16 protein-coding genes are annotated in these 20682 nt (G+C 60.6%); 6 read left to right on the top strand and 10 right to left on the bottom strand.

The annotated features are described in order from the left end of the window. Positions 1-5: 5 nt before the first annotated feature. Together pdxA and ACZ9EJ_RS27940 are read right to left on the bottom strand one after the other, a co-directional pair. On the bottom strand, positions 6-953 hold the full coding sequence (gene pdxA, locus ACZ9EJ_RS27935) for a 4-hydroxythreonine-4-phosphate dehydrogenase PdxA (RefSeq protein WP_046639904.1): 948 nt from the start codon (positions 951-953) through the stop codon (positions 6-8). After that, positions 953-2146, bottom strand: a complete 1194-nt coding sequence (locus tag ACZ9EJ_RS27940) for a sialidase family protein (protein ID WP_046639903.1) — start codon at positions 2144-2146, stop codon at positions 953-955. The genes pdxA and ACZ9EJ_RS27940 overlap by 1 nt, the downstream gene beginning before the upstream one ends. 429 nt (positions 2147-2575) lie before the next feature. Between ACZ9EJ_RS27940 and ACZ9EJ_RS27945 the strand changes: the two genes are divergently transcribed. From ACZ9EJ_RS27945 to ACZ9EJ_RS27970, 6 genes are all read left to right on the top strand, one after another. Further along, positions 2576-4072 (top strand): ABC transporter substrate-binding protein, encoded by a 1497-nt coding sequence (locus ACZ9EJ_RS27945; protein ID WP_046627308.1) that lies wholly within the window; start codon positions 2576-2578, stop codon positions 4070-4072. Between the two features lie 74 nt (positions 4073-4146). Then, entirely contained in the window at positions 4147-5061 is a 915-nt protein-coding gene (locus ACZ9EJ_RS27950; RefSeq protein WP_046627310.1) for an ABC transporter permease, read from the top strand. A gap of 11 nt (positions 5062-5072) precedes the next feature. Continuing rightward, positions 5073-5996: an ABC transporter permease gene (locus ACZ9EJ_RS27955; RefSeq protein ID WP_046627312.1), complete on the top strand. Its 924-nt coding sequence runs from the start codon at positions 5073-5075 to the stop codon at positions 5994-5996. After that, a complete protein-coding gene (locus tag ACZ9EJ_RS27960) occupies positions 5989-7605 on the top strand; it encodes an ABC transporter ATP-binding protein (protein WP_046627314.1) in 1617 nt (538 codons plus the stop codon). The genes ACZ9EJ_RS27955 and ACZ9EJ_RS27960 overlap by 8 nt, the downstream gene beginning before the upstream one ends. 36 nt (positions 7606-7641) lie before the next feature. Then, positions 7642-8523 carry a dihydrodipicolinate synthase family protein gene (locus tag ACZ9EJ_RS27965; RefSeq protein ID WP_046627316.1) on the top strand — a complete coding sequence of 294 codons (882 nt, stop codon included), beginning with the start codon at positions 7642-7644 and terminating at the stop codon, positions 8521-8523. Positions 8524-8852: 329 nt separating this feature from the next. Further along, positions 8853-10124: a flavin-containing monooxygenase gene (locus ACZ9EJ_RS27970; protein WP_046627317.1), complete on the top strand. Its 1272-nt coding sequence runs from the start codon at positions 8853-8855 to the stop codon at positions 10122-10124. Positions 10125-10298: 174 nt separating this feature from the next. Here the strand turns inward: ACZ9EJ_RS27970 and ACZ9EJ_RS27975 are convergent, their stop codons facing one another. From ACZ9EJ_RS27975 to ACZ9EJ_RS28010, 8 genes are all read right to left on the bottom strand, one after another. Next, positions 10299-11363, bottom strand: coding sequence for an ABC transporter ATP-binding protein (locus tag ACZ9EJ_RS27975; protein WP_046639902.1), 1065 nt, complete (start codon positions 11361-11363; stop codon positions 10299-10301). Positions 11364-11400: 37 nt separating this feature from the next. Then, entirely contained in the window at positions 11401-13170 is a 1770-nt protein-coding gene (locus tag ACZ9EJ_RS27980; protein WP_476100236.1) for an ABC transporter permease subunit, read from the bottom strand. Positions 13171-13300: 130 nt separating this feature from the next. Then, entirely contained in the window at positions 13301-14374 is a 1074-nt protein-coding gene (locus ACZ9EJ_RS27985; RefSeq protein WP_046639901.1) for an ABC transporter substrate-binding protein, read from the bottom strand. A gap of 100 nt (positions 14375-14474) precedes the next feature. Then, positions 14475-15620 carry an acetylornithine deacetylase gene (gene argE / locus ACZ9EJ_RS27990; protein WP_046639900.1) on the bottom strand — a complete coding sequence of 382 codons (1146 nt, stop codon included), beginning with the start codon at positions 15618-15620 and terminating at the stop codon, positions 14475-14477. 62 nt (positions 15621-15682) lie between these two features. Continuing rightward, positions 15683-18040 carry a glycosyl hydrolase gene (locus ACZ9EJ_RS27995; RefSeq protein WP_046639899.1) on the bottom strand — a complete coding sequence of 786 codons (2358 nt, stop codon included), beginning with the start codon at positions 18038-18040 and terminating at the stop codon, positions 15683-15685. A 255-nt stretch (positions 18041-18295) separates the two neighbouring features. Continuing rightward, positions 18296-19246 (bottom strand): LysR family transcriptional regulator, encoded by a 951-nt coding sequence (locus tag ACZ9EJ_RS28000; RefSeq protein WP_046639898.1) that lies wholly within the window; start codon positions 19244-19246, stop codon positions 18296-18298. Between the two features lie 51 nt (positions 19247-19297). Continuing rightward, the gene (locus tag ACZ9EJ_RS28005; protein ID WP_046627330.1) at positions 19298-19969 is read right to left on the bottom strand and encodes a DUF1028 domain-containing protein; all 672 of its coding nucleotides are present in this window, start codon (positions 19967-19969) and stop codon (positions 19298-19300) included. Positions 19970-19983: 14 nt separating this feature from the next. Beyond that, a complete protein-coding gene (locus ACZ9EJ_RS28010) occupies positions 19984-20406 on the bottom strand; it encodes a RidA family protein (RefSeq protein WP_046627332.1) in 423 nt (140 codons plus the stop codon). Positions 20407-20682 lie beyond the last annotated feature (276 nt).

Genomic DNA, 20682 nt, shown 5'->3' on the forward strand with positions numbered 1-20682 from the left:
TTTCCTTATCGGCCCCCCGCCACGAGCTTGCGCGCGTAGGCGATGGCAGAATTCATGTTGCCGTGATTGGCGATCCCCTTGCCGGCGATATCGAACGCGGTGCCGTGATCGACGGAGGTGCGATCGATGGGCAGATCGACAGAAACGTTGACGGCCGTATCGAAGGCCACCAGCTTGATCGGGATATGGCCCTGATCGTGATACTGCGCGACCACCAGGTCGAAGGCGCCGGAATAGGCCCGGTGGAAAACCGTATCGGCGGAAATCGGACCGTGAACCTCGATCCCTTCGGCGCGGGCAGCCGTAACGGCCGGTGCGATCTGGTCGTCGTCTTCCGTGCCGAAGAGGCCGTTTTCGCCGCAATGGGGGTTGATGCCGGCAACGGCGATGCGCGGACGCTCATAACCGATGCGCTTCAGATGCGCGTCACCGGCGCGGATCGTCGCCAGAACCCGTTCCGTCGTGGCGCGCCGGATAGCCTCCTGCAGGGAAACATGCGTGGAGACATGGATCACCTTCAAGCGATCGGACGCCAGCAGCATGTATGCCGCTGCCGAACCGGTGAGGCTGCGCAACATGCCCGTATGGCCATCGTAGTGATGGCCGGCAAGATTGAGCGCTTCCTTGTTGATGGGCGCCGTGACGATGCAGCCGATCGAGCCCGCCTCTGCATCGCGTACGGCGCGCTCGATGAAGCGGAACGCGGCGTCGCCGGCGACCGCCGACAACTGCCCCCAGGGCAGAGGCGCTCCCTCCACCGGAAGGTCGACCACATAAGGCGTAAGATCGAGCGTGGCCCCCACCGCATCGCGCGCCGCCTCCAGCGTCGAAAGATTGCCATAGACCCGCGTTGCGGAGCGATCGGCCTCCGACATTTCGACGAGCGCCTTGACTGTGATCTCCGGACCGACGCCACAGGGATCTCCCATGGTGATGCCAATGATATTGCTCATCAAATTCTCCCGTCAGTCGCGTCTGCCCAGCCAGAAGCCAGGCTTACATATTTGATTGCCCGCCTGTGATAGGTATAGGCGATGTGCAGGGTCCCGTCCGGCGCTTCCAGTAGCCACGGATAGGACATTTCCTTGTTCCGACCATCGGTGGAATCGTTGGACAGGCAAGTACCCGGCCCATCCTCGATCAGGATACGGACCGGGAAGCTGAGCCCACCATCATTCGAGAGACAGACGCAAACCGGCGCGCGCGGCACGCCCCAGACGGGCACGCAACCGCCTGTGGGATCGGCATCCGGCCTTTCGTCACTCTCGCCCAGTTCGTCATAAAGCGAAGCACGACGATCGTCTGACTGATGAGAGTTTACCGGATTGCAGATCATCGCGAGCCGGCCATCGGCCAGGCGAATAGCCGCAATGGAGGAATTGTTGTTCGGCACATCCGTTGCCTCGGGCACCGACCAGGATCTGCCGCCATCGGCGCTCTCGCTCCGATAGACGAAATCCGCCTGCCTCCGGCGGAAAAACGCCGCGTGACCGCCTGCCGGCAAGGCGACGGGACTCATGTGGACGCAGCCGGTCGATTGCGGCAATTCTTCGAGGCGCCAGGTTTTCCCGGCATCCGTCGAAATCCCGATGGCCGCCGTGTCATGGCTTCCATTCCACTTCTGGCCCGGCCGCTGAACGCAACGGAAGATCGGCAAAAGCCATGCTCCGTCGTCCCGCACCGTCAGCGGGGCCCGGATGAAACATCCTTTCGGCAGTCCGAGGTAATCGCCCGCCTCGGCCGTCAGCCTTGTCGCGTCACCTTGATCACGCCGGATCTCGGCCATGCGGATACGGCATTCGTCCTGATTACCGGAAGGCTGCGACGTGTGGAAAAGCCAGAGCCGGCCATCGGGCGCGCTAAACAGAACCGGGTTCTGCTCGGAATGTGCGTCATCGAAGCTCAGCCTCTGCGGCGGACCCCAGAGGTCAGCGCCCGGTACGAGGACGGACGCGAAAATGGATATGTCGGACTTGCCTTCCAGCGAGCCGCCGAACCAGGCGCAGATCAACGTGCCGTCGGGCAGGAGATGCAGGAAGCTTGCATGGTTCTGCACCATGGGGGAAGGCAGAAAGGCTTCGCGCCGGCCGGCGGTCACCATCCGTACCGTGCCGGTCATTGCGGCCGCTATTTCGTCAGGGCTCATAAAGCTCTCCTCTCGTCACTGAGAATTGCCAGAAACACAAAGTTGTCAAGTTTTATAATATGCATAAGCCGCAGCTTTCGGATACACCATTCAAATCAAGCCAATGTAAAATAATGATAATTTCGCGAGCAATTTTTTCTCAAAAAATAACCTCGCAAAACAATTTGACAAAGTGCACGAGACAGAACATGGTTTGAAGGAGAATAACACAGGAGGAATAGGCGATCGCGGTGCAGCGAAATATGTGGCCTGCCGTCAGAGGATTTCGGTCCAAGATCCGAACGCTCCACGACAGAGCCTCTAAATCGCCATCGCTCTTCCTTTACGGGTCGGCTCGCCAATCACCGAATAAGCCGTTCATCCACCGACCAAGGCAGGTCGACCGGAACGGTGCCTAATCAATTTATATTCACTCGGGAGGTGAACCACATGAAGAAGATGCTGATGACCGCGCTGATCCTTGGATCTGCGCTTGCGCCCGCTTACGCAGGATCCGGCCCCATCAAGATCGTGCTGCCTGAAGAAGCCGATCTGCTGGAGCCTTGCATGGCGACCCGGTCCAATATCGGCCGTATCATCATGGAGAATGTCAGCGAAACGCTGACCGAACTGGACGTTCGCGGCAAGAAGGGCGTCATGCCGCGCCTTGCCGAAAAATGGGAACAGACCGCAGATGGCAGCTGGCGATTCCATCTGCGGCAGGGCGTCAAGTTCTCAAACGGGACGACGTTCGACGCCAAGGACGTGAAGCACAGCTTCGACCGCGTGATGAGCGACAAGAACGCATGCGAATCCCGCCGCTATTTCGGCGGCATGAAGATCAGCGCCAATGTCGTCGATCCCTATACGATCGATTTCAAGGCCGACCCGGCCCAGCCGATCCTGCCTTTGCTGATGTCGCTGGTGACGATCGTTCCGGAAGAAACCCCGCTCGCCTTCATTCGCGAGCCGATCGGAACCGGCCCCTATGCGCTGAAGAACTGGACCCCGGGCCAACAGATCGTGCTCGCCGCCCGCAGCGACTACTGGGGTGCCAAACCGCAGGTGACCGAGGCGACCTATCTCTTCCGCTCCGATCCGTCCGTGCGTGCGGCGATGGTGAAAGCCGGTGAAGCGGACCTTTCTCCGTCGATCTCGCAGCTGGATGCGACCGATCCGAAGACCGACTTCTCCTATCTCGACAGTGAGACGGTCTATCTGCGTCTCGACCACAACATTCAGCCGCTGAACGACGTGCGGGTTCGCAAGGCGCTCAATCTGGCCATCGATCGCCAGGCATTCATCGGCACACTGGTGCCGGATGGTGCAGTGCTGGCAACGGCGCTGGTTCCGCCGACCACGCAGGGCTGGAACCCGGACGTCAAGGTATTCCCCTATGATCCGGCAGCTGCCAAGAAGCTTCTCGCGGAGGCCAAGGCCGCCGGCGTGAAGGTCGATACGCCGATCACGCTGATCGCCCGCACGGCAAACTTCCCGAACGTCACCGAAATCATGGAAGCGGTTCAGTCGCAGCTCCAGGAAGTCGGCTTCAAGGTCGATCTGAAGTTTGTCGAAGTGGCCGAGCACGAGAGCTACTATTCCAAGCCCTTCAAGGAAGGTCGTGGGCCGATCATCGTTGCCGCCATGCACGACAACTCCAAGGGTGATCCGTCCTTCACCATGTTCTTCAAATATGCCTCGCAGGGCACCCAGTCGGGCTTCTCCGATCCCAAGGTCGACGACCTGATCAAGCGCGCTTCCGCCGCAGTGGGCGATGAACGTGCAAAGCTCTGGTCGCAGCTGATCGCCTACCTGCATGACGACGTTGTCGCCGACGGCCTCCTCTTCCACATGGTCGGCTTCTCGCGCGTTTCGCCGCGCATCGACTTCAAGCCGACCATCGCCACGAATTCGATGCTGCAATTGTCCGAGATCGGTATCAAATAATCAGCGGAAACCGATTTCCGATCACGATCAAAGGGCGGCGGGTACCCATCCGCCGCCACAATAGTGAGGGCGACATGCTCAGTTTCATTCGTAAGCGCTCCGTGGCGAGCTTGATTTCACTGGTCGGGCTGCTCGTGCTGGTGTTTTTCCTGTCCCGCCTGACGGGCGATCCGGCCGCCCTCTTCCTGCCCGTCGAGGCCTCGGCCGAAATGAAGCAGCAGTTCCGCGAGCTTCACGGGTTGAACGATCCGCTGATGGTGCAGTTCGGACGTTATGTCGGCGACGTGCTGACCGGGGATCTCGGTGAATCGCTCCGCAAGGCGCGGCCGGCGCTGGGTGTGGTGACGGAAGCCTTCGTGTGGACGCTTTGGCTTGCCGTGATCACCATGTCGCTCGTCACGGCGGCCGCCATCGTTGTCGGTTCGCTCGCCGCTTTTCGTTCCGGCGGTTTCTTCGACCGGCTCTCCTCGATCATCTCACTCGTCGGCGCGTCGGTTCCCGATTTCTGGCTGGCCATCGTCGCGATCGTCGTCTTTTCCGTCAACCTCGCATGGCTGCCGACCTCCGGCACCGGCTCGATCCTGCACTGGATCCTGCCGATCGCCGTGCTGTTCGTCCGTCCCTTCGGTATCATCGTGCAGGTGGTGCGCGGCTCGATGATCGGCGCACTGTCCTCCGCCTACGTGAAGACGGCGCGCGCCAAGGGCGTCAAGGCCGGCCCGATCATCTTCATCCACGCCCTGCGCAACGCGATGCTGCCGGTCATCACTGTCATCGGCGACCAGGCGGCGAGCCTTTTGAACGGCGCCGTCGTGGTCGAGACGATCTTCGGTTTTCCGGGCGTCGGAAAGCTGATGATCGATTCGATCCTGCAGCGGGATTTCAACGTCGTCCTTGCCGCGATCCTGGTGACCGCGCTGGCGATCTTCCTCATGAACCTGCTGATCGACCTCGCTTATGCGCTTCTCGATCCGCGCATCCGTCATTGAGGAGCGCAACGATGAGTGTTTCCACCTCCGATACGACGATCACCCACGAGCCCCCCTTGCCGATCCGCATGGCGCGAATGCTCTGGGCCGACAAATTCGCGCTCTGCGCGGTCGTCTTCCTGCTCGTCATCATCGTGCTTGCGCTGGTCGGGCCGTCCTGGCTCGGTGAGCTCGCCACCAAGCAGAACCTGCGCGGCCGCAACCTCGCGCCGTTCGACTGGAGCCGCGAATGGGTGTGGTGGATGGGGGCCGACGCGCTTGGCCGGCCGCTGCTCGCCCGCATCATCGTCGCGACGCAGAATACGATCATGGTCGCCGCCGGCGCGGTGATCCTGTCGTCGATCATCGGCACGCTGCTCGGTCTCATCGCCGGCTTTTCATCACCGCGCATCGGGCAGGTGATCATGCGCCTGGCGGACGTGATCATGTCCTTCCCCTCACTGCTGATCGCCGTCATCGTCCTTTATCTCCTGGGTTCCTCGATCCTGAACCTGGTCGCCGTCCTGTCCATCACCCGCATCCCCGTCTACCTCCGCACCACCCGCGCCGAAGTGCTGGAGATCCGCGAGCGGATGTTCGTGCAGGCGGCGCGGGTGATGGGCGCTTCGCAGAACCGCATCCTGTTCCGCCACATCCTGCCGGTCGTTTTCCCGACGCTTACGACACTGGCGACGCTGGACTTCGCCTATGTCATGCTTGCCGAAAGCGCACTGTCCTTCCTCGGCATCGGCATCCAGCCTCCGGCGATCACCTGGGGGCTGATGATTTCCCAGGGGCGCCAGTATCTGACCAATGCCTGGTGGCTCTCGTTCTGGCCCGGACTGGCGATCATCATGACCACCCTGTCGCTCAACCTTTTGTCGAACTGGCTGCGCATCGCGCTCGATCCCGTTCAGCGCTGGCGCCTGGAAATGAAAGGCCGAAAGAATGGCTGAGCACCTGCTGGAAGTCCGCAACCTCTCGGTCGAGTTCCATACTGCGGCTGGCGTCGTGCATGCTGTGCGCAATATCTCCTATCATCTCGACCGCGGCGAAACGCTGGCGATCCTCGGCGAAAGCGGATCGGGCAAGTCAGTTTCGTCGGCGGCGATCATGAACCTCATCGACATGCCGCCCGGGCGGATCAGCACCGGGCAGATCCTGCTGGACGGCAAGGACCTGCTGACCATGCCGGCCCCGGCGCGCCGCGAGGCGAACGGACGGCGAATGGCCATGATCTTTCAGGACCCGCTCAGCCATCTGAACCCGGTCTATACCGTCGGATGGCAGATCCGCGAGGCAATGACGACCCATGGGATGCCGGCCGAACAGGCCCGAAGCGAAGCTGTGCGCCTGTTGACGCGGGTCGGCATTCCCGATCCGGAAGGGGCGATGGGCAAATATCCGCACGAATTTTCCGGCGGCCAACGGCAGCGGGTGATGATTGCGATGGCGCTTGCGCTGCGCCCCGACCTGCTGATCGCCGACGAGCCGACCACCGCGCTCGACGTGACGGTCCAGGCCGAGGTGTTGGCGCTCTTGAAGGAGCTGCAGCGGGAAACCGGCATGGGTGTGCTGATCATCACCCACGATCTCGGCGTGGTGGCCGAAATCGCTGATCGCGTGGTCGTCATGGAAAAAGGCGAGCTGGTCGAGACCGGCACGGTGCGCGAGGTCTACAAGAACCCGAGGCATCCCTATACCAAAAAGCTGATCGGCGCCGCCCCCGGAAAAGGTGAGATGCACATCGCGCAGCTTTCGGGCGAACCGCTGCTCAGCGTCCGGGACGTGCGCAAGCGCTACGGCTCCTTCGAGGCGTTGAAGGGCGTTTCGTTCGACCTCAGGGCCGGCGAGACCATGGCGATCGTCGGGGAAAGTGGCTCGGGCAAATCGACTCTCGCCCGCGTTCTTCTAAGGCTGGACGAGCCCGATGCCGGCACCGCGCACTGGAAGGGACGCGATCTTTTTCAGCTCTCGCCCTCCGAGCTCTACAAGCTCCGGCGCGATCTTCAGATGGTGTTCCAGGACCCCACGCAATCGCTCAATCCGCGCATGACGGTGTTCCAGCTCGTCTCCGAAGCATGGGTCATCCATCCCGACATTCTGCCGAAACGCCAATGGCGGGAACGGGTCGCGGAACTGCTGGTGCAGGTTGGTCTTTCGGCCGAACACATGAGCCGTTATCCGCACCAGTTCTCGGGCGGCCAGCGGCAGAGGATCGCGATCGCCCGGGCGCTCGCGCTCGAACCACAACTGATCGTCTGCGACGAGGCGGTATCGGCGCTCGACGTGTCGGTGCAGGCCCAGGTCATCGCGCTTCTCGACAGGCTGCGCCGGGACATGGGCATCTCCTTCATCTTCATCGCCCACGACCTGCCGGTCGTTCGCGACTTCGCGGACTACGTCATGGTCATGCAAAAGGGCGAAGTGGTGGAATTGGGAACGGTCCGGGAGATCTTCGAGGCGCCTCGTGAAGCCTATACAAAAGCGCTCCTGGCGGCGAGCCTCGACCCAGACCCGGATGTTCAGGCCGAACACCGGGCAGCCCGTCTCAAACGTGCATGACACACCGCCGAGCGGCGGATAAGCGGAGTTGATTGAATGACCAAAAATGCCTTTGTCGCGCTCGTGACCTGCTTCAACGAGGACGAGACGATCAACTTTGAGGCCACCCGCGCGCAGGTGCGCCGGCAGGTGGCGGCAGGCAACAACATCATGTGCGCCGGCACCAACGGCGATTTCACGGCTCTCACCCACGAAGAAAAGATCCGCCTGACGGAACACGTGGTTGACGAGGTTGCGGGGCGCGCGAAAGTCATCGTCAATGCCGGGATGCCCGCCACTTTCGAGACGGTGCAGCTCGCCAAGGCGTTCGACCGGATCGGCGTCGATGGCATTGCCGTCATCACCCCCTTCTTCATCGCCTGCACCCAGGACGGACTGGTCCGCCACTTCTCGACGGTCGCGGATACGGTCACGACGCCGGTCTACCTCTATGACATTCCCGCCCGGACCCAGAACCACATCGAACCGGCGACGGCAGCAAAGCTCGCCGGGCATGGCAATATCGCGGGGATCAAGGATTCCGGCGGCGCCCAGGAAACGCTGGCAGCCTACCTTCAGGTCTCGAAAGAAAACCCGGGCTTCGAGGTCTATTCCGGCCCGGACCATCTGGTCCTATGGTCGCTGCAGAACGGTGCTGCAGGCTGCATTTCAGGCCTCGGAAATGCCCTGCCCCATGTGCTCGCCGGCATCCTCACGGCTTTCAACTCCGGCGACATTGCCGAAGCGGAGCGTCAGCAGGAGATCTATACCGCCTTCCGTACCGAGCTTTATGCGCTGGGCTTTGCGCCGGCCATGGTCAAGCGTTCGCTTTACCTTCAGGACAAATCGGTTGGCGCGAGCAGGCAGCCCGCCCTGCTTCCAGATGAAGCCCAGGACGAGAAAATAAAGGCAATCCTGAAAAGGTACGATCTGCTGTAGCAGCTCATCTGTCTGCTTTGCAGCTCATCGGCCTGCTTTACGGCCGTATTCCAAATGTTTCCGCAGCGGCCGGACTCCTGGCAAGCGTAATACGTTGACCTGTAAACGCCGCTATCGTTTCGTGGTGACGACAGTCGAACCTTCCACCGTCTGGTGACTGCCTCGGACCGATCCCCTCCTTCCATATCCGGGCATGGCTGACTTAGGGACAACCTAATCAAAGCTGAATCAAATCGTTATTTTCCCGATCTAACGGCTCGCATACACCAGTCATACCACTGGAAAACATTTGCCGAGACGCTCGAGACCCCAAGGGAAAGTACGCCGAAATGTCAGTCGAAAAAGTAGATACGATCATTGTCGGCGGCGGCCAGGCAGGATTGGCAATGAGCGAGCATCTGGGCAGGCGTGGCGTGGCTCACCTTGTTCTGGAGCGGAACAGGATCGCCGAGCGCTGGCGCTCGGAGCGGTGGGATTCCCTCGTCGCCAATGGTCCGGCCTGGCATGACCGGTTTCCGGGAATGACGTTCGACGGCATCGAGCCTGGCAGCTTTGCGACGAAAGAAAAGATCGTCGAATATTTCGAGGCCTACGCGAAGCAGATCGCGGCTCCCATCCGCACCGGTGTCGACGTAATCTCGATACGGCAGAAAGCCCACGGCGCCGGCTTCCTCGTTGAAACGTCCGAAGGAAATTACGAGGCCACAAATGTGGTTGCGGCGACCGGGCCTTTCCAGCGTCCCATTATCCCAACGGTCGTTCCGGCAGAAAGCAACATTCTGCAGATGCACTCCAATCACTACCGCAATCCCGGCCAGCTCCCGGATGGCGCTGTCCTGGTCATCGGAGCCGGTTCTTCCGGAGCGCAGATTGCCGACGAAATCCTCCGATCCGGGAGGCGCGTCTATCTGGCAGTCGGCCCGCACCAGAGGCCGCCTCGGAGTTATCGCGGTAAGGATTTCTGCTGGTGGCTGGGCGTCCTCGGGCACTGGGAGGCAAAGACCCGCGATCCCTCGATGGAGCACGTCACCATCGCAGTCAGCGGAGCCCGCGGCGGCCATACCGTCGATTTCCGGGAATTTGCGTCGCGCGGCATGACCCTGGTCGGCAAGGCGGATTTCTTCAGGGATGGAGTGATGCATTTCGAGCCCGACCTTGCGGATAATATTGCCCAGGGCGATGCCAACTACCTGTCCGTCCTCGACGAGGCCGATGCCTATGCCGCCCGAAACAAGCTCGATCTGCCCGAAGAACCCGAGGCCCGAAATATCGGGCCGGACCCGCAATGCGTTACCGACCCCATCCTGCAGCTTGATCTTGCCAAGGCAGGCGTCACGTCCATCATCTGGGCAACGGGATATGCTCTCGATTTCAGCTGGCTGAAAGTCGATGCTTTCGACGACAAGGGACGACCAGTCCATGAGCGCGGCGTCGCATCCGTGCCTGGGCTCTATTTTCTCGGGCTGGCATGGCTTTCCCGGCGAGCGTCTCCCTTCATCTGGGGAGTCTGGCACGATGCAGACTATCTGGGCGACCATATAGCGGGTCGCGCAGGGAATATTGCCGGTGCCGACAAGATTGCATCGAGCGCCGCAAGATAGGCCTGCGGGTCTGCGAATACGATGAGCTTGGGAAATCAACCGCGATCGGGATGTTCTGTCCCGGTCGCTTTGGCATAGGACCAACAAGGCGCTGCTGCCGTCAGGATTGCCAGAACGCACATGGCGTCGGAGGTTATCACACCTCACAACGCCATATGCTCGCCTTGGGAGCGATTACCGTACGATACGGATTGCCGAGGACTGCCACGTAAGACCAACCGACGATCCGATCGGCGCAATAGGGAATCCCGCAGCCTGCCGAACGATGATCGACTTGCCGGATTCCAGAGCCACCAGAAGACGGGTATCCGCTCCGGCATACACTGTCTCGGTGACTGTTCCTGACAGGAAACCCTGCGCCGGGTCGGTCAGCGCGATATGCTCTGGCCGCACCATGAGACCATCCCCCGCCTGCATGCCAGCGATACCAGGGATATTGCCGTCGGCAGACCGCAGCATTCCATCGGCGATGTCTCCGTCGAAAATGTTCGACAGGCCAATGAACTCTGCCGAGAAACGGTTTGCCGGCGCCTCGTAGATCTCCTGCGGCGTGCCGACCTGCGCGATGACACCGTCATTCATCAGGCAGATCCGGTCGGAAAGCGCCAGCGCCTCCTCCTGGTCATGGGTCACGAAGATAATGGTAGCGCCGGTTTCGCGATGGATGCGCTTGATTTCGATCTGCATGGTTTCGCGCAGCTTGCGGTCGAGGGCTCCAAGCGGTTCGTCCATCAGGATCACGCTCGGGCGGTAGACAAGGCAGCGCGCCAGGGCAACACGCTGCTGCTGTCCGCCGGAAAGCGCCTTGGGAAGGCGGTCTGCCGTATGGCCGAGATTGACCATATCGAGGACTTCCGCCACCCGCTTGTCGATCTCCGTGGCCGGAATCCTTCGCATCTGCAACGGGAACGCGATATTCTCCTTCACCGTGAGATGCGGGAACAGCGCATAATTCTGGAAGACGACGCCGATATCTCTCTGGTTGACCGGAAGGCTGGTTTCGTCCCGTCCGTCGATGAACAGGCGCCCCGAGGTCGGTTCCACCAATCCGCAGATAATCTGCAGGAGCGTCGTCTTTCCGGACCCGGATGGGCCGAGCAGGGTCAGAAGTTCGCCCGAGTGGACATTGAGGTCGAGTGCATGCAGCACCGTGGTAGCGCCGTAATCCTTCCGGATACCTCTCACGCTGAGCTTGGGGGAGATTCCGGCTTGCGGTGAGAACTGCGACTGACTTGGCATGTGGGACATCCGGGTTATTCCAACAAAAGGTTCGGTCTCAGCGCGGACGCGCACGTTCCGCAGCGACAAAGACGACTGTAACGACAGCCAGGATGATGACCGACGCCGCAGCAAGTGTCGGGCTCACCTGCAGAAGAACGTCGTCCCACATCTGCTTGGGCAGGGTCTGGCGCACGCCACCGCCGACGAAGAGTGCGATGGTCAACTCCTCGAACGAATGCAGGAAGCCGAACAGGAACGCTGCGACCACGCTTCCCTTGACGATCGGCCAGGTGACCTTGCGGACGGTTCCCATCCGGGTTGCCCCGAGCGTCGCGGCCGCCTGGTCGAGGCGCCAGTCGTAGTTCTTGAAGGTGGTAAGGATGATCACGAACACGACGGGAAGCGCCGTGAGCGTATGCCCGAGCGCAATGCCGGCGTCCGTCGCGATGAGGCCGATCTGAGCGAAGAGATAGAAGAGCGCCACCGCGATGACGATATTCGGGATGATCATCGGCAGCATGAAAAGCAGGAATGCCACATTGCCGATCCTGCTTTTGCTGCGGGCCACGCCGAATGCCGCAATTCCACCCATAGCAGATGCAAGCAGCGCCGAAACGATGGCGATCCCGAAGGAGCGCATCGTCGCACCGGTCCAGTTCGACGAATTCCAATAGGTTTCGAACCAGCGCAGCGAATATCCGCGCGGCGGGAATTCCAGGAAGCTCGAACTGCCGAATGCCATCGGGAGGAAGATCAGCACCGGTACCAGCAGCATGGCCATGACCAGCACGCAAAAGGCGTCAAGCAGCCATCCGCGCCGACGCAGGCCGGGCACGACGTCGAGAACGCCCGCAAGAATATCGGTAACCCGGGCCGCAGAAGCGATGACGACCGTGCCGATACGCGCGAAGAGGCCGGTTGAGCGACGGTCGCTCCGTTCTCCCGACACAGCGGATATACCGAAAGCGCGATCATAGACGAGGCAGACGGCCAAAGTCACGACCAGCAGCATGACGGCGATGGCGCCGGCAAGCTGCCAGTTCAGGAGCTGCTGGACCTGCGTGATCAGCAACTGGCCAATGACGGTCTCCCGCGGGCTGCCGAGCAGTGCCGGCGTGATGAAGAAGCCGAGCGAGCCGATGAAGACCAGAAGACCGGCCGCAGCAACGCCGGGCATGGACAGCGGGAACACGATCCGCCAGAAGGCCTGGCCGCCCGATGCGCCCAGCGTCTTGGCGGCCCGGGCCAGTCCCAGATCTATGCTGAGCAGCGTCGGCAGCATCGTCAGCGCCGCAAGCGGCAGCATCGTGTGCGCCATCGCGAAAACGACGACTCCTCGGCCATAGAGCAGATCGACGGGACCGCCGATTCCCATTCCGGTCAGGATCTGGGACAGCACGCCGCGCCGCGACAGGAGCACCATCCAGGCAAAATTCTTGAGAAGCGCGCTCATCCAGAAGGGCAGAAGAACAAGCCACATGACGACCCGCCGGCGCTTCTCAGGCATCTTTGCCAGCCAGTAGGCGAGCGGGTAGCCGACCAGAAGGCAGGCAATCGTCGTCTGCGTGGCAATGGAGAAGGTGTTGATGAGAACCTGGACGTAGATGCCCGCCCCGAACATCTGCCGGTAGGTTTCAAAACTCAACGAACCCGAGGAATCGCGGAACGACAGGAACATCAATCCGGCGGCAGGGACGATCAGCAGCAGGACGAGGTAGAAGATCCCCGGCCCGGCAAGCCATAACGGATCCAGCTTGAAGCGGCGTCTTGAAGGGGATTGCCATTCGGCCATTACGTCGATCTCTGGAAGCTTGGCTGTTGCCATGAATGCCACGGAACCGGCTGCTTGTTCAAAAGACGCAACGCGGGCATGTGCACATCATGATCGGCGCGGATCCTTATACATCCGCGCCTCGAATGCTATCGATCTTGAAGGAATTCCGACAAGAGGCTTATCAGCTCAGCATCCACTTTTCGAAACGCTCGGTCAGGGCAGTCTGGTTCTTGCCCCAATAGTCTGCATTGAGGGGACGCAGTCCCTTGACGTTTTCAGGGGCGGTGGGAAGAAGCTTGGCGCGCTCAGCCTTGATATACTTGTAAGACGTGACGTTGGTGGGGCCGCAAGCCAGTACATCCGTGTATTTCGCCTGCCGTTCGGCGTTCATGCAGTATTCGATGAACTTGTTGGCAAGCTCGGTATTCGGGGTGCCGAACGGGATTGTCCAGCCGTCGATGTTATAGAAGCCCTGGCCCCAGGCCAGCGACACAGGGGCGCCGTCGTCGATGGCGGTCTGGGCGCGCGTGCTCCAAATGCTCATCAGGTCGAGCTCGCCGCTCTGGATCAACTGGGTGGATTGCGCACCAGTTGTCCACCAGACATCGACGCTCTTGCGGATCTTGTCGAGGCTCTTGAAGGCACGATCGACGTCCAGCGGGTAGAGCTGGTCCATCGGCACGCCATCGGCGAGCAGCGCGAGTTCCATGGTCAGAACCGGGCTGCGCCACAGGCCGCGACGACCCTTGAAGGCTTCGACATTCCAGAAGTCCTGGAAATTCTTCGGGCCCTTGTCACCGAACGTATCGGTGCGATAGCCAAGCGCCAGCGCGAATACGGCCACGCCTGCGAAATTTTCATTGATCGAACCGGCGACGTAATTTTCCGGATCAGCAACCTTGATCTTGAGCTTCTGCATATAATCGCCGCCAAGCGCCTTCATGCGGAAGACGTGCTCGGGCGTCATCATGCAAACGTCGAACAGGTTCGTCTTGGTGTCCACGACCATCTTATATTGCGGGATCGGATCCGGCCCGTTGGTCGTCACGCTGATCTTGACGTTGTTTTCCTTCTCGAAGCCTTCATAAAAGGCGATGCGGAAGCCCTTTTCGAAGGCACCGCCCATGTCCTGAACCTTCAGGACTTCGGCGCCGAAGGCGCCCTTCGTGAAAATTGCGGGAGCGGCAAATGCGGTCGCGACGCCGGCCCCCGTCTTCAAAAGATTGCGGCGTGTCAAGCTGACCTTGGTGGCCATGTCCAGTTCCCCTTTTTTGATAGCCGTGTAGCCCGCTCAACAAGCCATTCGTGACTGCTTATGTAAATTATTTATTTCGGGCTTATTGGTTAGGGGTGACCTAACCGATAAGCCGCTCCAGCACGCCCTTCAGAAAGGCGTCACAGCGTTCGAGCTCACTCATCTCGATGAACTCGTCCGGCTTGTGACCCTGTTCCATCGAACCGGGGCCGAGCACCAGTGTCGGGATGCCGAGGCGCTCCATGAACAGCCCGGCTTCCGTCCCAAAAGACACCTTGGCAACATACGGCTGATCCACCAGGCCGGCAAGAAGGCCTGCCGCGGCGTCCTTTGCAAGGTCAAGGCCGGGATAGGCATTGACGATGTCGATAGCCACGCGCGCCTGCGGAAAGCGGGGCCGGAGAGCTTCGGCAAGGACATCTGCCCGCAGCCTCAAATCCTCGATGATACGGCAAGGATCGTCTGCCACCAGATGGCGGATTTCGAAATCCACCATTGCCTCAGACGCGACGACGTTCACTGCGACGCCGCCTGCGATGCGGCCGGCATGGATCGTAGTATAGGGCACCTCGTAGGCATCGTCCTGCGCACCGGCTGTGGCAAACTCATCCTGAGCCTGCCGGAGAAGCGATACGACGTCCGTCGCCATATGAATGGCGTTGAGATAAAGCGGCGCGCATGACGAGTGGCCGCCCATGCCGAAACAGGTCGCTCGTGCGGCAAGCTTTCCCTTATGCCCGGTAACGACCCGCATGGCCGTCGGCTCGCCGACGATGCAAAAGGCCGCACGGAACTGCCGTTTCACGAGATCGTCGAGCATGCTGCGCACGCCGACGCAGCCGATTTCCTCATCATGCGAGAAGGCAAGATGCAGCGGCCTTGAGAGAACGGACTTCGACGCGAGGTCGGCGACGGTCAGCATACAGGCTAGAAACCCCTTCATATCGGCGGCGCCGCGCCCAAAGAGTTTGCCGTTGCGCTCAGTCAGCCGGAACGGATCGGACGTCCAGGCTTGCGCCGTACAAGGAACCACATCCGTGTGGCCCGACAGGATGATTCCGTCGTCACTATCCGGGCCGATACTGGCGAACAGATTGGCTTTGGCGCCGCTGTCATCAGCGATCAGACGGCAGGAAAAACCACGCTCTTCCAGATAGGACTGAACAAAGCCGATCAGCGGCAGATTGGTTTCGCTGCTGACCGTAGGGAAGGCGACGAGCCTCTCGAGAAGGGTAATCGTATTCATGAGCGGACCATTGAAAGAAAAGGCCCGCGCGAAGCACGGGCCTGAAGCGAAACGGGCTGTTCTCAGGCCGCCCGTCGTTCCTGTTCCGCCATTTCCCGATTGATGTCCTCGATCAGGGCGTCGATATCCGCCTTGCTGAAGGTCTTGCGGAAGCGGCGGTCGAACGTGGTGAACACGCCGAAGAACGAATTTGCGCAGTGTTCCAGCATGCGTTCGGCATCTTCGGCACCGACCGTGAGCTGCTCCTGCAGGAAACCGATGACCTTGCGGCGGGCGATCGGGTTGGCAAGCACGAAGACAGGCTGGGTATCCCGCTCGATCCGCCGATGCACCGAGGCGGAGGACACGGTGCGAAGCGCTGCATGAAGCCTGATATCCCGTGACGATGCGGCAATTTCGAGCGTAATCATGTCATCGTCCAGCGTCCAACGCCGGCGGGCCGTGTCGTAGGCGCAAAGATCTTCAGCCGGAATGGTCAGCGTGACTTTCCGGCTTTCGCCGGGTTTCAGCGAAATCTTGGCAAACGCCTTGAGCTCGCGGACCGGTCGTTTGAGACGCGGAGCGTCGCAGCGGGCATAGGCCTGGCAGATCTCCTTGCCTTCGCGCGCTCCGACATTGGTCACGGTAAAGCTCAGCGTCACCCTCTCGCCGAGGCGAAGCTCGTGCCTGTCCAATATAAGATCGGAGTAAGCGAAATCCGTGTAGCTCAGCCCATGGCCGAAGGGGAACAGCGGCTCGATCTGCCGCGCATCGTACCAGCGATAACCGACATGGATGCCCTCGCTGTAGACGTGACGGCCGTTCTCGCCCGGGTAGGTGAGATAAGTAGGCATGTCTTCCACCCGCTTCGGAAAGGTTGTAGTGAGCTTGCCGCTCGGATTGACGCGGCCGAACAGGATGTCGGCAATGCCGCCGCCCATGGCTTGGCCGGAGAAGAACATTTCCACCGCTGCCGGCACCTTGTCGATCCACGGCATCACGACCGCATCTGGGCTGGCAACGACCACGACGACATTGGGATTGGCAGCAATAAGCCGCTCCACAAGTTCGTCATGCCCCGGTGCGAGGCCAAGGGTACGTCGGTCCGACCCCTCTCCGTCATAACCGTTTTCATTGTTGACGAAGACGATCACCATGTCGGCTTCGGCCACGCCGGCTTCGGCCTCCGTGATCAAGGCTTCGCGCTCGGCTTGGAATTCACTCGTCCCGCGGAACACATTGACCTCAATATCGTCGCCTGCGAGCTTGAGGATTTCCTCGACCGGCACGTCGACGGAGGTCGGCATGGTCGTTGCGCAGCCCGATCCCTGGATCACGGGAGTGCCGGCACCCTCGCCGACGACGGCGATGCGCTTGACCCTGGAAGGTTCGATCGGAAGAATCCCGCCTTCATTCTTGAGCAGGACCATCGATTCGGCCGCCATCCTGCGGGCGAGCGCATGATGCTCGGCGCGATCGAAGGTAACGGCGCGGTTCTCACCGAGCTTTACGAGATATACGAGCTTCAGGACCCTTTCGCACGCAGTGTCGACAACGGCGCGGTCAACCTGGCCGGCGCGGATTGCCTCCAGAAGGTCTGCCTTGCGGGTCTCGCTTTCAGGCATGTCCAGATCATTGCCGGCGGCCAGTGAGGCGGGTCGGTCCTTGATCCCGTGCCAGTCGGATACCACAAGCCCCTGGTAGCCCCATTCCTCACGCAGCACTTCATTGAGCAGCCATGGATCTTCGGCAGCCTGAACGCCGTTCAGCCGGTTGTAGGAACTCATGACGGTCCAGGGGTTGCTCTGCTTGATCGCCCGCTCGAAACCACGCAGGTAGATCTCGCGCAAAGCGCGTTCCTCGACCACGGAATCCATCGTGGTTCGCTCGACTTCCGAATTATTGCAGGCAAAGTGCTTGAGCGAGGCGCCAACACCGTTGTCTTGCAGTCCATTGATCACGCCGGCTGCAAAGTCGCCGGTCAATACCGGATCTTCCGCATAATATTCGTAGGAGCGCCCGCCGAGCGGCGTGCGGCGGATATTGATGCCGGGACCAAGCAGGAGATGGACGCCAAACTCCTGGCATTCCATGGCAAGCGCCTCTCCGAGTTGGCGCGCGAGTTCGACATCCCATGAACATCCGAGGCTCGAGCCGTTTGGAAAGCATGTCGCCAGATTCATCTGACCCCAGGCGATCTGCACGTGGTCGGCCCGCTGGTTCACGACCGACAGGAACGCGGCAAAATCCTGGCCGCCGGCCTCGTCGCCATCGATCTGCGGGATGGAATACCGGACCCCATAGGTGCCGTCGGTCATCACAATGCGCGGGATGCCGAGACGTTCGATCGACTCGGTTTTCCACATCCGGTGCCCAGCGAGAAGCGAAACCTTCTCCTCATCCGTCATTTCGGCGACGAGCTCAGCAAACTTGCCGTCCATCAGTCTTTGGTATGTCAATTCTCACGTCTCCGGATGATGCGATATTTCATGGTTCCCTGGATGAAGCGAACGATGAAAGGGCGCAGGCTCCCTGTCGGCAGCATCCATCTCGCCGTGGGCTGAGGCAAGTGCGTTTGATGGCTGAAGGACCGCATGGGAATCGAGGTTCATTTCACTGATGTCAGCTTGGCACTGCGAACGGACCGAGGAAAGAAAGCATTTCCGAAGCGCAGGTTCACCAAAAGCTTGGCATGCCTATGTCGGCGAGCGCCGACGCTCCATCAGCGGGGCGACCATGCCGGGAATATAGGCGTCGGATACGAACGACTTGCAGTGCTGCTCGAAAATTTCCAGAAGACGGGCTTTTCGCCCGCTCTTCAGCGAGAAGACCCCGATAACCACCGGCTTGTGGTCGCCGGTAATCGGGACGCGTACGACCGGCCTTCCGTCCATCGCCACCTGGGATTTCGGCCGGACATTCGCCAACGTATAGCCGTATCCGTTGGCCACCATGGTCCGGATCACGTCCTGATGGGTCGAGCGCGTGGCAATCGTTGGCTCAAGCCCGTGTTTGGCAAACAAGCCGAGGAAATACTCCCGACTGATCGGAAGATCGAGTAGGATCAGCGGCGCCCCGGCCAATTCCTCCATGCTGATCGAGGAAAACCTCGCAAACGGATGGTTTTCACCAACCAGGACATGCGGCGGCAGGCTTGCAAGCGGCAGGAACTCAAATCCGGTTGGAATGAGCAAATCATAGCTGATGACGACATCGAGTTCCGCCCGCTGCAACTTGTCGAGCAACGTCTCATGATCGCTGACAGTCTGGGCAATACGTGTCGCGGGGAATGCGGCGGTGAAGGAATGGGACAGTTCGGGCATGATCATCGATGCCAGGGTCACCATGCAGCCGAGCGACAGCTGGCCGCGAACCTTGTCGTTCACCTCGGAGGCCACGGTATACATGTGCTCGGCCTGGTCCACCAACCGCTTCGCCTCGACGAGCAGGACGCGCCCGGCAGGCGTCAGGGAAAGACCCTTCGCGTGGTGGCGAACGAAGAGCTGGGTTTCCAGCTCTTCCTCAAGATGGGTAATGGCAGTCGAGATAGAGGGTTGCGATATGTTGAGGCGTTCGGAAGCCAGCGTGATGCTGCCGGTTTCTGCGGTCGCGATGAAATACTCGATCTGCCGTAATGTATATCTCATACCGCTCGCTTATATCGGCAAATGCTGAACGAACAAGCGGTCGATGAACGGTTATGCGTCTCCCGGAACCCCGAAGGAGGGCGCACTTTCCGGCGCCACGGCCCGACGCACATAATCCTCCATCTGCGGCTCGTAAACCTGCCAGATGTCGATCAAGCGCTCGATCGGCTGTTCAGACCAATCGACCCTGAGATCGACGACCGGCCACTCTGCCTCACGCACGACCTTTACACCGGCGGAATAGACCGGCCCGGCCTCGCCGCCGGCGTCCAGTCCAGCCTTGAGCGCAACGAGAAGCCGCGCGCCCAGAAAGCCGCGGCTTTGCTCGAAGGCCTTGACCATCGCGGACGGTATCGACGCTGCGGCCAGAAGGTTGCCCGCCGCAATACAATCCCGTCCCTCCGCGACCCGATGGATACCCAATGCGCCACTTCCGGAAAATGCGGCCGTGATGCCGTTTCGATCGATGATGGCAAGCTGGCGAAAATCCGCAAACGGCGTGGAGGCGACAAGTGCATCGCGAACTTGCGGGGCTGACTGCCCGGTCGCCAGTAGTTCAAGCCCGCGAATGCCGAGCACGGGATCGGTGATGTTCTGGCTTGCCACGACGCCGGCATCTGCCTTTGCATGCGCGCATCGGGCCGCAACGGCGGGCGACGAGGAGGAAATCGCGATGCCAAAGGCTCCGGTGTCGGGGCAGCGGGCGGATATTGAAAAGGTCATAGGATACGGCTCGCTTATGCTTCGTCGGGAATGACGGCAATCGCGTCCACCTCAACCAGCCATTCCGGCCTCGCGAGCGCTGAAACCACGATGCCGGTGGATACCGGATATACGCCCTTCAGCCATTTGCCGACCGTCCTGTAGACCGGTTCCCGATAACGGGGATCGATGATGTAGATGGTGATCTTGCAGATATGCTCCAGTTTCGACCCGGCCTCTTCCAGAAGCATTTTGATATTGGCCATGGCCTTCTCGGTCTGGCCTTCCGGATCGCCGATCGCGACGCTTTCGGAGGTGTCGAGATCCTGGCCGATCTGGCCCCGTACGAAAACCATGCTGCCCTTGGCGACGACGGTCTGGCACAGATCGTTGTCCAGCTTCTGCTCGGGGTAGGTTTCCTTCGTGTTGAACGGGCGGATGCGTTTGTGAACGACCATTTTCGAATTCCTCGTTTTTAGATTTTCAATGTCCGCAACAATGCACGCCGTATCCGGCGCCTGCGGATCATGCCGTAGCCTTCGCGGACTATTGCCGGAGGCACCCGCTTTGAAAAATAATGATTTCCGGTCCGTTGCTTTGCATAAACCGAGGCAATGCGGCCAACGGCTCCCGCCATGGGTTGGCTGGCGCTTCGAGGCGGAAAACTGCCCAATCACCGGCGGGCCGATCAGCGCCGGCGGATATTAAGGGAATTGGCGTGCCGGCGGCGTTGC

This window comes from Neorhizobium sp. USDA 3394, from assembly GCF_056280385.1.